This is a genomic window from Lysobacter korlensis (assembly GCF_042434515.1).
This window is the reverse complement of record NZ_JBHLTG010000017.1, coordinates 20,037-35,464: the sequence shown is the minus strand read 5'-3', so window position 1 is coordinate 35,464 and position 15,428 is coordinate 20,037. Positions and strand designations below refer to the sequence as shown.

13 protein-coding genes and 1 riboswitch are annotated in these 15,428 nt (G+C 69.3%); of the genes, 4 read left to right on the top strand and 9 right to left on the bottom strand.

Annotated elements, in window-relative coordinates; genetic code table 11:
- Nucleotides 1–930 carry a peptidoglycan DD-metalloendopeptidase family protein gene (locus tag ACFFGH_RS33265; RefSeq protein ID WP_386677021.1) on the bottom strand — a complete coding sequence of 310 codons (930 nt, stop codon included), beginning with the start codon at nucleotides 928–930 and terminating at the stop codon, nucleotides 1–3.
- 7 nt (nucleotides 931–937) lie between these two features.
- Nucleotides 938–2,050, bottom strand: a complete 1,113-nt coding sequence (locus ACFFGH_RS33260; RefSeq protein WP_386677019.1) for a phytase — start codon at nucleotides 2,048–2,050, stop codon at nucleotides 938–940.
- Nucleotides 2,051–2,201: 151 nt separating this feature from the next.
- Nucleotides 2,202–2,321, top strand: a riboswitch (SAM riboswitch).
- A gap of 64 nt (nucleotides 2,322–2,385) precedes the next feature.
- Here ACFFGH_RS33260 and metX point away from each other — a divergent pair.
- From metX to ACFFGH_RS33245, 3 genes are read left to right on the top strand one after another with little or no spacing between them, the layout of a single operon-like run.
- On the top strand, nucleotides 2,386–3,453 hold the full coding sequence (metX, locus tag ACFFGH_RS33255) for a homoserine O-succinyltransferase MetX (RefSeq protein WP_386677017.1): 1,068 nt from the start codon (nucleotides 2,386–2,388) through the stop codon (nucleotides 3,451–3,453).
- The gene (locus tag ACFFGH_RS33250) at nucleotides 3,450–4,685 is read left to right on the top strand and encodes an O-succinylhomoserine (thiol)-lyase (RefSeq protein WP_386677015.1); all 1,236 of its coding nucleotides are present in this window, start codon (nucleotides 3,450–3,452) and stop codon (nucleotides 4,683–4,685) included. Before metX ends, ACFFGH_RS33250 begins: the two co-directional genes overlap by 4 nt.
- Nucleotides 4,682–5,911 carry a homoserine dehydrogenase family protein gene (locus ACFFGH_RS33245; protein ID WP_386677013.1) on the top strand — a complete coding sequence of 410 codons (1,230 nt, stop codon included), beginning with the start codon at nucleotides 4,682–4,684 and terminating at the stop codon, nucleotides 5,909–5,911. Before ACFFGH_RS33250 ends, ACFFGH_RS33245 begins: the two co-directional genes overlap by 4 nt.
- Nucleotides 5,912–5,942: 31 nt before the next feature.
- Here the strand turns inward: ACFFGH_RS33245 and ACFFGH_RS33240 are convergent, their stop codons facing one another.
- The 4 genes from ACFFGH_RS33240 to ACFFGH_RS33225 all read right to left on the bottom strand — a co-directional run bounded on the left by ACFFGH_RS33240 (nucleotide 5,943) and on the right by ACFFGH_RS33225 (nucleotide 13,246).
- Nucleotides 5,943–8,198 carry a putative bifunctional diguanylate cyclase/phosphodiesterase gene (locus tag ACFFGH_RS33240; RefSeq protein WP_386677011.1) on the bottom strand — a complete coding sequence of 752 codons (2,256 nt, stop codon included), beginning with the start codon at nucleotides 8,196–8,198 and terminating at the stop codon, nucleotides 5,943–5,945.
- A gap of 54 nt (nucleotides 8,199–8,252) precedes the next feature.
- Nucleotides 8,253–11,327, bottom strand: coding sequence for a ligand-binding sensor domain-containing diguanylate cyclase (locus ACFFGH_RS33235; RefSeq protein WP_386677009.1), 3,075 nt, complete (start codon nucleotides 11,325–11,327; stop codon nucleotides 8,253–8,255).
- A 103-nt stretch (nucleotides 11,328–11,430) separates the two neighbouring features.
- Nucleotides 11,431–11,853, bottom strand: a complete 423-nt coding sequence (locus tag ACFFGH_RS33230; RefSeq protein ID WP_386677007.1) for a VOC family protein — start codon at nucleotides 11,851–11,853, stop codon at nucleotides 11,431–11,433.
- A gap of 10 nt (nucleotides 11,854–11,863) precedes the next feature.
- Nucleotides 11,864–13,246, bottom strand: a complete 1,383-nt coding sequence (locus ACFFGH_RS33225) for an L-serine ammonia-lyase (protein WP_386677005.1) — start codon at nucleotides 13,244–13,246, stop codon at nucleotides 11,864–11,866.
- 103 nt (nucleotides 13,247–13,349) lie between these two features.
- On the opposite strand from ACFFGH_RS33225, the gene ACFFGH_RS33220 reads away from it, so the two are divergent.
- Nucleotides 13,350–13,601 (top strand): glutaredoxin family protein, encoded by a 252-nt coding sequence (locus ACFFGH_RS33220; RefSeq protein WP_386677003.1) that lies wholly within the window; start codon nucleotides 13,350–13,352, stop codon nucleotides 13,599–13,601.
- A 9-nt stretch (nucleotides 13,602–13,610) separates the two neighbouring features.
- Here ACFFGH_RS33220 and ACFFGH_RS33215 read toward each other — a convergent pair whose 3' ends face one another.
- The 3 genes from ACFFGH_RS33215 to ACFFGH_RS33205 are packed head-to-tail and all read right to left on the bottom strand — an operon-like array spanning nucleotide 13,611 to nucleotide 15,407.
- Entirely contained in the window at nucleotides 13,611–14,177 is a 567-nt protein-coding gene (locus ACFFGH_RS33215) for a YceI family protein (protein ID WP_386677000.1), read from the bottom strand.
- Nucleotides 14,167–14,748 carry a cytochrome b gene (locus ACFFGH_RS33210; RefSeq protein WP_386676998.1) on the bottom strand — a complete coding sequence of 194 codons (582 nt, stop codon included), beginning with the start codon at nucleotides 14,746–14,748 and terminating at the stop codon, nucleotides 14,167–14,169. Before ACFFGH_RS33210 ends, ACFFGH_RS33215 begins: the two co-directional genes overlap by 11 nt.
- Entirely contained in the window at nucleotides 14,745–15,407 is a 663-nt protein-coding gene (locus tag ACFFGH_RS33205; RefSeq protein ID WP_386676996.1) for a YceI family protein, read from the bottom strand. The genes ACFFGH_RS33210 and ACFFGH_RS33205 overlap by 4 nt, the downstream gene beginning before the upstream one ends.
- Nucleotides 15,408–15,428: the final 21 nt, after the last annotated feature.

Below are 15,428 nucleotides of genomic sequence, written 5' to 3'. Positions count from 1 at the left end.
TTACTTCACCGGTCCGATCCGCAACGGGCCGGACGGGCCCCGCATCCGGAACGGGATCGATTCGATCCGCATGCCGCGGTTGACCTGCACCACGAAATGCAGGTGCGGCCCGGTCGTATACCCGGTGTTGCCGGACAGCCCGATCTGCTGGCCCGCCTGCACCTTCTGGCCCACGCGTACGAGCACGCCCTTTGCCCTCAGGTGGGCATAGACCGCCATCGTGCCGTCGTCATGGGCGATGCGGATGTAGTTCGCACGGCCTGCGTACCGGGCGGCATCGAGCCCCGACGCCTCGTATTTCGATTCCAGCTGCATCACCGTGCCTGAGCGCGCGGCCAGCACCGGCGTTCCGATGGGGACGGCGAAGTCGATCGCGTGGCGGTTCTGCAGGTCCGAATGGCTGAAGCGGCCGTCGTAGCTCTGGTCGATGCGCGGCGTCGGGTGGCGCACCGGCAGCCGGTACTCGACGTCGCGCGGCTGCGCCGCCGGGTCGCCGGGCAGCGTGTCCATCTGCAGCTGGAAATCGCCGCCGCCGCGTCCGCTCTCGGCCACGCTCAGCACCGCGAGCAGCATGCTGCCGCCGGCGGGCAGCGTTGCGCGGGCTGGCAGGACGGGGTCGCTGACGATGTTGCGCCGGCGCTGGAATCGAAGCCGGATTTCCACCGGCCCGCCGAGCAGGTTGTCGGCCCAGGCGTAGTTGCGGCCGGTGCCGGGCTCGATGCGCAGCCGTGCGATCGGCTCGGCCGTCGCGGGCGTGGGGGGCGCAGAAAGCGGCAGCGCGGCCGCGGACTGCGTGGCGGGCGGGCGGTCGCCGTAATGACGCGTGCCCTCGGCGTCGGTCCAGCGGTAGACCGGCGTCGCGCCGGTGCCCCCGGCCGCGCCCGTTGCCGCGAGTGCGGCCACGAGCATCGCCAGTCGGGTCCGGCCCATTCGATCCTCAGCCGGTGCAGCCCGGCGCAAGCCCGAGCGATTGCGCAACGCGGCGCAGGTCGAACGCGGTGACCGCGCGGTCGTTATGCACTGCGAACAGCGCGCCGCCGGGGAAGCTCGGCGTCGACGCTGCATGCAGCGCGACGCCATCGGTATGCGCGGTTACCCGGCCCTGGAAACTGCCGCGTGGCTCCAGCGTCTTACGGTCGAACAGGTGAAATGCCGTCAGCGGTGAAAGCTGGTCGACCGCGACCCAGTAGCCGCTACCGTCCGGACAGCTCCACAGCGCGACGCCTTCGGCCTGTGCGCGGAAGCTCGCGGTCGGTAGGCGCCGCCCGGTCGGCTGCCCGGCAAGCGTGTACTCGACCAGAGTGGACGCGCCGCCGTGGCGGGCGGTGCTTTCATCGGCGACCAGCAGGCGTTCATGCGCGGGATCGCCCGCAATCGATTCGACCACGCGCAGCGCTGCGGCTTCACTGGTGTCGCCGAATGCACCGATATGGCGCGTCTGGACCGTGCCGTCGGGGTTGATCGCGATTCGGTAATGGCGCACGCGCTGGTCGAGCTCGGCCAGCGGCGGGACGCGGTCGAAGCGCTCGCCGTACATGAAGCTGTCGGTCACGTAGACGTCGAGTTCGCCGGGCTCGCTCTCGTGCAACCAGATCCCGTACGGGCTGCGAAGCTCGGCGCCGCCGAACGTCGCGACCGGTTCGAACCCGGGCAGCGACAGCACCTGCACGCGATGATTGTCGCGCTCGACGACGAACAGGTGATCGCCGTGGACGGCGACCCCGTTCGGCCGGTTGAACTGCCCGGGCCCGTCGCCACGCCCGCCGACTTCGCGCAGGCGCTCGCCGCTGTCGGCATCGAACACGACCAGCCGATGCGATGACTTCGCGCTGGCGATCAGCCAGGTTCGGCCGTCCTCGGCGACCCAGGTCGCGAGTGAATCGAGCTCGTCGGTCGGGCTTTGCTCGGAGACGTAGGTCTCGTCGACCGTTGCCGGCACGACGCCCAGGGCCGCGGGTTGCGCCGGCGTGTCGGCGGGGGCGGGCGTACGCGTCGCGCACGCCGACAGCAGCGCTGCGGCGAGGACGACGGTCGTGAGGCGGGTGGTCATGGCGAAAGTGTATTCGGGCCATGTGCAGGCCGCGCTTGCATCCGGCGCGGGGATGGTTCATGCCCGGACCGCATCATTCATGCCGAACTTTCATATCGCTTCATGCGCATAAAGAGATTGATGCGTGGCGCCGCTGCGTGCAGACTGGCGCCATCCATCGAGACCGGCAGAGGGACAGGCCCTTTGAAGCCGGGGCAGCCAGTGCGGCGCAAGCCGTGCCAGGTGCCAAATCCTGCGGTGACCCGCTGTGCGGTCGACCGGAAGATGGTTGCGCGTGCGGCCTTGGCGCATGCGGCAACGCAGGCTCGATGGCCCTTCTTTCCCGGAGCCTTGCCATGAGCCTTGCCGAACCGATTACCTGCAACTCGCCCGCGCGCTGTACTGCGCCGTACCCGTTCGCCGACACCATCGTCAACTCATCGCCGCGACTGCCCCGTGGCGTCGCGGCCGGGCGTGGGGAGGTCGAACTCGTGCTCGACCTGCGCCACGCAGGACGCCGCAGCGTGACGCTGCGTTACGAATGGGCGGGCGATGCGGCGCAGCCGGCGGTGTTCGTGGCCGGCGGCATTTCCGCACACCGGCACCTGGCGGCGAACGACCGTTTCGCCGAGCCCGGCTGGTGGCAGGCGCAGGTCGGCGAAGGCCGGGCGCTCGATCCGCAAACGCACTGCCTCCTCTCGTTCGACTGGCTCGGTGCCGATGGTGCGCTCGATGTCGTGATCGATCCGGCCGATCAGGCCGACGCGATCGCCGCGCTGCTCGACGCGCTGGGCGTCGAAGCGCTGCATGCGTTCGTCGGCAGCTCGTACGGCGCGATGGTCGGCCTGCAGTTCGCAGCGCGGCATCCGGCGCGGCTGCACCAGCTGGTGGCGATCAGCGGCACGCATCGCGCGCATCCGTATGCCAGCGCATGGCGGGCGCTGCAGCGCCGCGCGGTGGCGCTCGGTGCCTTGCAGTGCGACGAATCGCACGGGCTCGCGCTTGCACGCCAGCTCGCGATCCTCAGCTACCGCACGCCGGAGGAATTCGACGCCCGGTTCGACTCGGTCGAGGTGGCCCACGGCCGCGTGCGCGTCGGCGCGGAGGACTACCTCGATCATTGCGGCGCGAAGTACGCGTCGAACACCCCGCCGGTCGCGTTCCTGCGACTGTCCGAATCGATCGATCTGCAATCGCTCGAGCCTGAATCCATCAACGTCGCGGTCACCGTTGTGGCGGTTGAGCAGGACCGGCTGGTGCCGGTCGCGGATGCGCGCGCCCTTGCGCAGCGGCTGCGTGGCGAAACCCGGCTGTGCGTGCTGGATTCGGCGTACGGGCACGACGCGTTTTTGAAGGAGGTCGACGCGATCGGCGCGGTGCTGCGCGAGTGCCTTATTGATGCAAACCCGGAGGTGTCGGCATGAGCGCGCTGCACGGAATCACGTCGGTCCCGGCACCGGCCGAAGCGACCACCCGTCACCCGAGCACCGCGGCGGTGCGCGCCGGCATCGATCGCGACACCGCGTACGGCGCGGTCACCCCGCCGATCGTGCTGTCGTCGAACTTCAGCTTCGCCGGCTTCAACGAAAAGCGCACCTACGATTACACCCGCAGCGGCAACCCGACGCGCGACCTGCTCGGTGAGGCGTTGGCCGAGCTCGAAGGCGGCGCAGGTGGCGTCGTCACCGCGACCGGCATGGCGGCGATCACGCTGATCCTGCACGCACTGCTCAAGCCCGGCGACCGGCTGGTCGTGCCGCATGACGGCTATGGCGGCAGCTGGCGGCTGTTCAATGCGCTGGCGGCGAAGGGCGCATTCGAACTGGTCACCTGCGACCTCACCGATGCACGCGCGCTGAGCCAGGCGCTTGCGGCCGGACCGGCCGTGGTCTGGATCGAAACGCCATCCAATCCGCTGCTGCGCGTCACCGACCTGCGCTTCGTCATCGAGGCAGCGCATGCGGCAGGTGCGCTCGCGGTGGTCGACAACACGTTCCTGTCGCCGGCGCTGCAGCAGCCGATCGCGTTCGGTGCGGATTTCGTCGTGCACTCGACGACGAAATACATCAACGGCCACAGCGATGTGGTCGGTGGCGCGGTGGTGGCGAAGGACGCCGCGCAGCATCAGCAGCTCGTGTGGTGGGCGAACGCGCTCGGCATTACGGGCTCGCCATTCGACAGCTTCCTGACCCTGCGCGGCCTGCGCACGCTCGATGCGCGGTTGCGCGTGCACCAGGAAAACACGCATGCGATTGCGGCCTTGCTCGACGCACACCCGGCGGTGCTTGCCGTGCATTACCCCGGCTTGCCGGAGCACCCCGGCCATGCGCTTGCGTCGCGCCAGCAGCGCGGCTTCGGCGCGATGCTCAGCGTCGAGATCGACGGCGGCGAGCCGGCCGTGCGTGCGTTCCTCGACGGACTCGTGTGCTTCACGCTGGCCGAGTCGCTCGGCGGTGTCGAAAGCCTGGTCGCGCATCCGGCAACGATGACCCATGCGGCCATGTCGGCCGAAGCGCGTGCACAGGCCGGGATCGGTGACGGGCTGCTGCGCCTGTCGGTGGGTATCGAGCACGTCGATGACCTGATCGCCGACCTGTCGGCCGCCCTCGACCGCGCCGGGCACGTGTCCGACGCCCAGCGCCGCGTCGCGAAATGAGCGCCGCCGCGCCGGGTATCCGCCACGTGTCCGCTGATCCGCGCGCGGCGTCGGGCGAGTCCGCCCGCGTTGCGCTGCTGGGCACCGGCACCGTCGGGCGCGCGGTGCTCGCGCGATTGGAAGCGCTGCAGCGCAGTCCGCTCTCCAACCGTTTGTCGCTGGTGCACGTGGCGAACTCGAGGGTGGCAGCATCGGACCGCACCGGGCTGGGCCCGACCGCGACCGCGTCGCTGCTCGGTGTCGGCGATGCGGCGAGCGGCGCATCATCCACTGCGTGCGCAAGCGCCGGGGCGGCAGTTGCTTCGCAACCCGCGGCACGTAGCACTGCGGCGGCGCCCGCGCTCGTGCGCAGGAGCACGCTCGATCAACTCGAGGCCGTGCTCGACGGCGCAGCCACATGCATCGTCATCGATGCGACCGCGAGCGAGGACGTCGCCACCCGGCATGCCCGATGGCTGCATCAAGGCGTGCACGTGGTGACGGCCTGCAAGCTCGGACAGGGCGGGCCGTTGGCACGCTGGCAGGCGATCCGCGATGCACGCGTTGCCGCCGGCACGCTCTACGGCGACAGCGCGACCGTCGGCGCGGGACTGCCGGTGCTGCGCGCGCTGCGTGAGCTGCAGGCCGGTGGCGACCGCATCCACGCGATTGCCGGCGTGCTGTCGGGCTCGCTTGCGTGGCTGTTCGGGCAGTTCGACGGGTTGCGGCCGTTCTCGGGCTTCGTGCGCGAAGCGCGCGCGGCCGGCTACACCGAGCCCGACCCGCGCGACGACCTCTCGGGCGAGGACGTCCGCCGCAAGATCCTGATCCTTGCGCGCGCGGCCGGCGTGCCGCTCGATGTCGACGATGTGGCGGTCGAGTCACTGGTCCCGGACGAACTGGCGCATGTGCCAGTCGCGGACCTGGATGCCTCGCTCGCGCTGCTCGACACACCATTGCGCACGCGTTTCGCCCGGGCGTACCGGAACGGGGAGAAGCTTCGTTTCATCGCCCGACTCGACACCCGCACCGGAAGGCCACGTGCGACCGTGGGGCTCGAATCGCTACCGGCCGATGATCCGCTCGCGATCGGCGCAGGCACCGACAACCGTATCGCCATCTGGTCGGATCGTTATGCGGAACAGCCACTGGTGATCCAGGGCCCCGGTGCCGGCGCGGGAGTCACCGCGGCCGCGCTGCTCGACGACGCATTGCGCATCGCCCAAGGCAACCGGGTCGCGGGTTAGATCAGTCCTCAGACGCCGACGCTCGGCGCGCTCAGTGGCGCGTGCCGACGCGTTCGGGCGCCATGCCTGCGGACGGCTGGGTTCGTGCGAAATACTGCTCGATCGGTTCGGGTCGGTGCACGCCGAAGCCCTGCGCCATGTCGACGCCGAGCTGGGCGAGCATCGTCAGCTGCTGTGGCGTTTCCGTGTGCTCGGCAATGCTGCGCTTGTCGAGCGTGTGCGCGATGTCGGTGATCGCGCGCACGATCGGCAGCGACAGCGGTGAGCTCTCGAGCTCGCGCACGAAGCTGCCGTCGATCTTGAAGTAATCCACGTCGAGCGATTTCAGATAGCCGAACGAGCAGAAGCCGGTGCCGAAATCATCGAGCGCGAAGCGGCAGCCGAGGTCGCGCATCTGGCCGATGAAGCGCTGGGCGCGGGCGATATCGCGAAGCGCGCTGGTCTCGGTGATCTCCAGGCACAGCTTTTCGGGCGGAAACGAAGTGCTGCGCAGGCGCTCGGCAAGGAACCGCGTGAATCCTTCGTCGACCAGCGATTCGGCCGACAGGTTGATCGCACACAGGTCGACATCGCGCGGGTCGGCATGGCGTTCGAGCCAGCCCAGCGCCATTTCGATCACTTCGCGGTCGATGCGCACGCCCAGGCGGAAGCGGCCGGCGGCCGAGAAAAACTGCGAGGGCAGCAGCAACTCGCCGCTGGCTGGATCACGCAGACGCAGCAGCAATTCGAAGTGGCGGCCGCTCGCCGCGCCGTCGTGCAAGGGCACGATCGCCTGCGAATACAGTACGAGCGTGCGGTTTTCGACCGCCTCGCGCGCACGCACAGCCATGCGCATCGGCTGCGTGTGGTCCAGCTGCCCCCCGGCCTCCAACGAAGCGCGGCAGACCTGGTCGCCGCCCAGTTCCTTTGCGGTGAAGCAGGCGGCGTCGGCCTGTGACAACAGCCGTGCGAAGTCGATTTCCTCACCGGAGAACGGCACCAGACCGATGCTCACGGTCGTGCTGAGCATCTGGCCCTCCCAGTCACAGCGGTAGATCGCGACCTCGCGCAGCAGCTGGCGCGCGCGGTCCTCGGCCGCGGCCGGCAGCACGTTGTGCATCAGCACGGCGAACTCGTCCGCTCCGAGGTGCCCGACCAGGTCGTTCGGGCGCATCGCGGCCTGCAGCGCCCCGGCGATGCCGCGGATCAGGCTGTCGCCGGCTGTGTGGCTGGCGGTGTCGTTGATGAGCTTGAGGTGGTCGAGATCGAGATAGGCCAGAGCACGCGGCGTCGCGCCCGAGGTGGCCAGCAGGCGACGTGCGTTCTGCTCGAACGCGGTGCGGTTGGGCATCCGGGTCAGCGGGTCGGTCAGCGCGTTGTGCAGCATGCGGCGCGTCGCCACGCGGCGCTCATAGGTGGACAGGGCGACAACCACCGGCAGGATCGCCACCATGATCAGAAAGCCCAGCAGCTGCATCGCATCCAGCGCCCGCGTGGGCACCGAGAACCCGGCCAGCCCGAAGCCGGCGAACACGCCGATCATCAGGCTGGTCACCAGCGTGCCCATCGCGGTCCACCACGGCCGGAACCGGATCGCGCTCCAGATCAGCGTCGCCAGCGGCAGTGCGATCAGGCCAAGCACGTATGCGCCACCGGCCGCCGCGCCCCAGGCCATCAGCAGGAAGCTGGTGGCCAGCGCCACCAGCCAGGCCAGGCGCTCGGGCTCGCGGGCGTAGTCGGTGGCCGGCAACGCGATCGGCGAGCTCGACCGCGGCGGCGGCATGAGCAGCATGGCCGGGCCGACGGCGGCAACGCCCAGCAGACTTCCGAGCGCCCAGTGCACCCAGGCACTCGTGGTGGCCGACACCGGCAACATGCCCGACACGCGCATGCCGGCCACGCCGATCGTCGCGCTGACGATCGCCAGCAACGCGCCGCCGAACAGCACTTGGAAGCCGCCGCGCGTGTCGAGCCGGAGCGGGCCGCCGCGGCGGATCAGCCAGACACCGGCGAGCGCCGACAGTGTGTTCGCTGCCAGCGAGAACGGCAGGAACGCACTGGGCACGGGCGAAAACGTGGCGTGATAGACCAGCAGCGCGAGCGGGATAAACCACACGTGGCGCAGCCCGAAGCGCTGCAGGCCGATCAGCGCGACACCGGCCGCCGGCCAGAACAGCGCCACCGACTGCGCGTTGTAGATCATCAGCGACGACAGCGCGCAGGCGCTGAAGTACACGGCGCCCAGGGCGAGCGCGGTCCACGGTGAGGACGCAGCCGGTGCGTCAAAAATGCGGCGAAGCGTGCCCATGCCGCCGAGGATACTCCGGGCCTGCTTAGCCGGGCGTATGCCCGGCGGGCGTGGTCAGTGGTCGTCCACGGCCGCCGCGTCTGTCTTCGTGCCGAGCAGCTGCAGCCGGCCTTCTTCGATCACCGCATCGGCGCCCTGCTGCAGTTCTTGCAGCAGCGTTGTGATGTCGGTCGTCGGGGTCGGGCGGAATGCGGCCCAGCCATCGCGACCGTGGCTCTTCACGTAGTACAGCGCCTGGTCGGCAAGTTCGACCATCGTTTCCCAGCCGAGCTGGGTGCGGTGATCGCGGAACAGCGGGTACTCGGCCAGCCCGGTCGAGCAGGTCAGCCGCAGCGGCGTGCCGGTGCCGACGTCGAATTCGTGCTCGGCGACCGCGGCGCGGATGCGGTCACCGATCATCGTGAGGTTGCGCGTCGGCATCGGCCGGAACACCACCAGGAATTCTTCGCCGCCCCAACGCACGACGTAGTCGCCGCTGCGCACCAGCCGTCCCAGCACCTGCGCGAACTGCTGCAGCACGCGGTCGCCGGCGCGGTGGCCGTGGTTGTCGTTGACCGCCTTGAAGAAGTCGATATCGACCAGCGCGAACACCATCGCGTCGTCCGGGCGCGTGGCCTGCTGGCGCTGCCGGTCGTAGTACGCGAGGTCGGCGGGGATCTGGTTCGCCATGTAGCGGCGGTTGCGCAGCGCGGTCAGCGGATCGGTCTGGCTCGCTTCCTCCAGGCGGTGGTTCGCGATTTCCAGCGCTTCGGTGCGCTGCTGGACGAGGTTCTCAAGCTCGCGCTGGCGTGCGCGGTAGCGGTGCTGCTGCAAGCGGTAACCGGCATAGACCAGCGTGGCCAGCAGCAGCACGGACAATGCGTAGAACAGCGCGGTTTCGTGGAATCTTGGCTGCACCGAGAACGCCAGCCGCGCCGCCTTGGCCGTGGCCACGCCCGCGTTGTTCGCACCGCGCACTTCGAACGCGTAGTCGCCCGGCGGCAGGTTGGTGTAGCGCGCACTGCGGTTGAACGGATCGGCCTGGCGCCATTCGCGGTCGTAGCCGACGAGCCGGTATTCGATGCCGACGCTCTTCGGGTCCTGGAAGCTCAGCACGGTGAACTCGAACGAGAGGTCGCGCGCGCCTGCGGGCAGCGTTTCGCCGGCGATGGCGACGGCGGGCTGCCAGCGGTCCTCGACCTGTACGCGCTCGACTACGGCGTGCGGCACCGTGCGGTTCTTTACGATCGCATCGGTGTCCATCGCGACCACGCCGTCGCGTGAGGGCAGCCACAGCGTGCCGTCGCGCAGGAAGCCCTTCGACGTGCCGGCGCCGTTGCAGCAATAGCCCTGCTGCCCGCTCATCGGGTCGCCACGCTCGTTGAGCAGCATCTCGCCGCGCACGCGCTTGATCCGGCCCGCCGCGAATGCGCGCAGGTCGGCCAGCGGTGCGCGGGTGATGCCACGGATGCCCGTGGCCCAGATATAGCCGTCGTGATGGGCGAGGAAGAACGGCGAGTTACGCGGCATGCCGTGTGGCTCGTCGAACTCGATCCAGCGGCGTCCGTCGAAGAAGTGGATGCGCTCGCCGAGCGTGCCGAGCACCATCTGGCCACCGTCGAGCGTAACGATCGAGGTCACGTCGAGGTTCGGCGGCAGGCCGCGGTCCTCGCCGATCTCGACGAAACGCTCGCCGCGCCGCTCGTACAGGCCGCTCTGCGTGCCCACCAGCAAACGGCCGTCGTCGGCGAGGTGCAGGTAGCGCACCCGCGCGTCGGTCAAGCCTTCATCCTTGCCGTAGCGCTGCAGCCGCTCGCCGCGCAGCGCGAACAGGCCGTCGGAGGTCGGGATCCAGTACGCATCGCCTTCGCGCACGATGCCGTTGATCTGCAGCCCCGCCAGCGGCGCCAGGAACGCCGGCTGCTCGACGCGGGCACTGCCGTCGGGTTGCGGCCGCACGATCACCAATCCACGGCGTGTGCCGACCCAGATTCGGTCGTCCTCGGCGAGCAGGTTGTAGCCCTGCGGGTGCGGCAACCGCGTGCCGGGCACGACGGTGCGGTAGCGGCCGCCTTCGAGCACGCTGAGGCCGTCGTTCGTACCGGTCCAGATCCGGCGGCCGTCCGGGTCGGGCGAAACCGACCAGACAATGCGCTCGTCCAGGCCCTCGGCAACGCTGAAGCGCTGGACCCAGCTGTCCCACAGGCGCGTGAGCCCTTCCCACTGGCTGCCGACCCAGAGGCTGCCTTCGCGGTCCTCGTACGCCACACGCGCGCCCTGGATGCCGCCCGGCCCATCGGCCGGTACGAACTCGGCGAGGCGGCCATCGCGGATCCGCGCCATGCCGGTGTCGCCGCCGACCCAGAGGTTGCCGTCGCTGTCGGGGTACAGCAGCTCCAGCGGCGTTGCCCGCAGCTGCGGCGCCTCGAACGCCTGCCAGCCGGTCGCCGCATCGTAGTGGTAGAGGCCGAACGCGGTGGCAGCCCACAGGCGGCCCTGGGTGCGCACCAGCCGGTTGACCGCCGCGTTCTCGGCTTCCGTCGGAAGCGCGCTGCGCTGCCAGCCGGATGCGGTGCGGTAATGCACCGCGCTGCGGCCGCCCACCAGCAGCCCACTGCGCTGCGGCAGCAGGGAAGCGGCGGGGGATGGCGAGCCTTCGACGTGGTGCAGGCGTCCGTCTTCGACCCGGAACAGGCCCTCGGACGCCGCGACCCAGATCGTCCCCGACGCACCCTCGGCAATCGCAGCCACGTCGATGCTGGGAAAGCGCGTGGGGTCGGCAACCGGAACATGGGTGAAGCCCGACCGGTCGCGAACCGTCACGCCTTTGTACGTGCCGATCCAGATCCGTCCGTCGCGCCCGGTATGCAGTGAACGGACGAACATGCCGGCCAGGCCGGGGGTGGACTCGGGCGTATAGGCGGTGAAGCGGACGCCATCGAACCGGGCAAGCCCCGCCTGCGTGCCGACCCAGACATAGCCGTCGCGGTCCTGCGTGATCGCGATCGCGCTGATCTGCGGCAGGCCTTCCTGGATCGACCAGCTGCCGCGCACGTGCTGATGTAGCGCGTCCTCGGGGTCGAGCGCAATGGACGCCGCTGGCATGCAGGCCAGCGCAAGCCCGATCAGCAGTGCAGGCAGTTTCCTCACCGACGCTCCCCAGTCGTTGGTCACATGGACGATAGCGCGGGACGGACGGCGGTGCGAATCCGCGCGTCCGGCCCATCAATTCCAGGGATGCAAAATCCGTGCCTCAGAACCCCGTCGTGGATGCCGAGAGTGCCGGCGCGTCGGTGTCAATCCGCCAGGGCGGGTGCCGGCGGTTCGCACCGGCGAAGTAGAAGCACAGCCGGTTGCCGGCCGGGTCGCGCAGTCGCGCTTCGCGCCACAGCCATCGCTCGTCTGCCGGCAGCCGCTCGAATTCGATCCCGCGCGTGCGCAGGCCCTCGACTTTCGCGTTCAGCGCGTCCGGGGACTCGAATTCGAAATACACGACCACGCCGGGTCCGACGTCTCCCGGCGCTGCCGCATGCACGGAAAACGTCGCGTCACCCGTCGGGCATTCGAAGCGCGCGTAGTGCGGCGCGTCGACGATCTGCACGAAGCCCAGCTGCCGGTAGAACGCGACCGAGGCCACCACGTCGGTGGCCGGCAGCGTGACCTGGTTGAGGTTCAACGGCGTGCGCTCAGCACTCGATGACGTTGACGGCCAGCCCGCCGCGGCTGGTCTCCTTGTACTTGTCCTGCATGTCGCGGCCGGTGTCGCGCATGGTCTTGATGACCTTGTCGAGGCTGACCTTGTGTTTGCCGTCGCCCCGCATCGCCATGCGGCTGGCATTGATCGCCTTCACCGCACCCATCGCATTGCGCTCGATGCACGGGATCTGCACCAGCCCGCCGATCGGGTCGCAGGTCAGGCCGAGGTTGTGCTCCATGCCGATCTCGGCCGCATTCTCGATCTGGCTCGGCGTGCCGCCGATCGCGGCGGTCAAGCCGGCCGCGGCCATCGAGCAGGCCACGCCGACCTCGCCTTGGCAGCCGACCTCGGCGCCGGAGATCGATGCGTTTTCCTTGTAAAGGATGCCCACCGCTGCCGCAGTCAGCAGGAAGGTGCGCACGCCTTCGATGTTCGCGCCGGGGATGAAGCGGTCGTAGTAGTGCAGCACCGACGGGATGATGCCGGCCGCGCCGTTGGTCGGAGCGGTGACCACGCGCCCGCCGGCCGCGTTTTCTTCGTTGACCGCAAGCGCGTACAGGTTCACCCAGTCCAGCGTGGTCAGCGGGTCGCGCATCGCGGCTTCGGGCTTCGACGACAGCTCGGCATGCAGCGCCGGTGCACGGCGCGCGACGCGCAGGCCACCCGGCAGGGTGCCGGCCTCGCGGATGCCGCGCGCGACGCAGTTCTGCATCGCGGTCCAGATCTCGTCCAGCCCCGTGTCGATCTGCTCCGGCGTGCGCCACGCCTGCTCGTTCGCATACATCAGCTGAGCGATGCTCAGCCCGCTCCGCGCGCACTGCGCGAGCAGCTCGTCGCCCGAGTGGAACGGGTAGGGCAGGTCGGTCTCGTCGGCCACGATGCGGTCTTCGGCCGCTTCGTCCTGGTTGACGACGAAGCCGCCGCCGACGGAGTAGTAATCGCGCGTCGCGATCACGTTGCCGGACTCGTCGTAGGCGGTGAAGCGCATGCCGTTGGTGTGGAACGGCAGCTTCTGGCGCTTGTTCATGATGAGGTCGTGCTTCTCGTCGAAGCCGATCTCGTGGCGGCCGAACAGCCGGATGCGCTTGCTCGTGCGGATGCGCTCCAGTGCGGCCGGGATGATGTCCGGGTCGATCAGGTTCGGCCAATGGCCTTCCAGGCCCATCAGCACGGCCTTGTCGGTGCCATGGCCGCGCCCGGTGAGCGCGAGCGATCCGAATACTTCGGCGCGAAGGCGCGTCGTGCGCTCGAGATCGCCGTTCTCGATCAGCCAGCGCTCGACGAAACGCGCCGCCGCGCGCATCGGCCCGACCGTATGCGAGGAGCTCGGCCCGATGCCGATCTTGAACAAATCGAAACTGCTGACGGCCACGCGGGCAACTCCACCGACTGTGTCGGATAACGGAAGCCCCGCGGCGAACCGCGAGGCGGGGCCGTTATTCTAGACGGCCGCTGCCTGCAAACCCGTCCCGCCGATGACCGCTGTCCATGCGCCGCAGTACGTGCTGTTCCAGCGCGACGACTGTCACCTGTGCGACCTCGCGCTCGAAGTGCTGGCCGCTGCGCGCATACCGGCGTTCGAAAGCGTGTTCATCGATGACGATCACGCGCTGGAAGCGCGATACGGCATGCGCGTGCCGGTGCTGCGCGACAGCGCGCGCGACGTGGAGCTCGACTGGCCGTTCGATGCCGACGCCGTGACCGCGCTCGTCGGCGATCCGCGCTGAGCCCTGCGGCTATTTGCGCGGCGTCAGCAGCACCCGCGTGCTGACCGCGACCTCGTTGGGGATCAGGTCGGTATCGGCCCATTCGCCGGCGCCGACACCGAAATCCAGCCGTTTCACGGTGGCCTTGCCGGTCAGCACGGGCTTCGGCCCGGGCGTCCAGGTGAAATCGAGCGTCGCCGGCTTGGCGACGCCACGCAGCGTCAGCGTTCCGTCGGCCGCGTAGCGGTTGCCACCCAGGCTGCGGAAGCGGTTCGCGACGAATCGCGCCTGAGGGAACTGGGCGATGTTGAAGAACTCGCGCCCTTTCAAGGTCTCGGTGCCGTCGGGGTTGTCGATCGACACGCCCGCAAGCGGCATCGTGACGTCGAGCACCGAGCCGTCGAGCTTTGCAGGATCGAAGCGCAGCCGCGTGGTGAAACCCGGCAGTTTTCCGACGAACACTTCGCCCTGGTATCTCGTCGCAAACGCGAGTGTCGAGCCCGGCGCCTGCACGTAGTCGGCCGCGATCACGGGACCGGCGGCGGAAACCGCGCCGAGCAGCAGCCCGGCAGCAAGGTGGCGCAGTTCAAGAGCCATGCGGAGTCTCCAGTGGGCCACGACGGCGGCTGCGCGGCAGCATGCGCGCAAGCGTTTCGTCCTGGCGGAACAGGTGGTGGTGGAACGCGGCCGCCGCATGCGCGATAACCAGGGCAAGCAGGATCCAGAAACCGGCTTCGTGCAGCGTTTGCGCGAGCTCGTGCAAGGACTCGTCGCGTTCGATCAGCCGCGGCAGGTTGAACAGGCCGAACCACTGCAGCGGATAACCGGCCGAGGCGTTGAGCAGCCAGCCGCTCAGCGGCATCGCAAACAGCAATGCGTACAGCGCGGCATGGGTCAGCGTCGCGGTGCGCACCTGCCAGCGTGGCAGCCCCGCAAGCGTTGCCGGCGCACCGGCGTAGAACCGCCAGACGAGCCGCAGCAAGGCGAGCACGAGGATCGTGATTCCGATCGATTTGTGCAGCGCGTACACCTCGATCTTGCGCGGCGTATTCGGCAGCGTGTCCATCCACAGACCGATAGCGCTGATCGCGACGATCAGCGCCGCGATCGTCCAGTGCAGGAGCTGGCTGACCGGGCCCCAGCGATCAGCGGGGTTCTTGAACTTCACGGCGTATTTCCGGCATCGGGGTGATCGGGTGCAGGTGCGTCGGCCGGGGTCTCGTCGACCGGCGGCCGGTCGGGGCCATTGCCCCGCGAGCGCACGGCCTCGGCTTCGATTCGCAGCTCGACGCGGTCACCGATCATCGACGGCCATGCATCGATGCCGAACTCCGCGCGGCTCAGCGCACCGGTGGCCGAGAACCCGGCGGTGCGGCGGAACGGCGGCATCGGGTGGCGCTTGATCGCATTGAGGGTGACGTCGAGGCACAGCGGGCGCGTCACACCGCGCAGCGTGAGGTCGCCGCAGACCTTCGCATGCGTCGCATCGACCGGATCGACGTGCGTCGAAACGAAACGCGCGGTCGGGTGGCGGGCGGCATCGAGCAGGCGCGGCGCCAGCGTCGCTTCGTTCCAGCGCGCATCGCCCAGGTCGATGCGCTTCATCGGCACTTCGACTTCCAGTCGTGCGTCCTGCCATCGGTCGGGCTCGAAGTGCAGCGTTCCGGTGCTGCCCGATACGGTGCCGATCGCGTTCGAGAATCCCGCGTGCCCGACCGTGAACATCACCCGCGTGTGCACCGGGTCGAGCGTGTAGGCGTCGATGCCGCCTGCGAATACGGGCGCGGCAACCAGGGCGAGCAGGACAGTCGTGGCCAAGCGTGACATCTGCGCTCCTGTGGTGGGGCT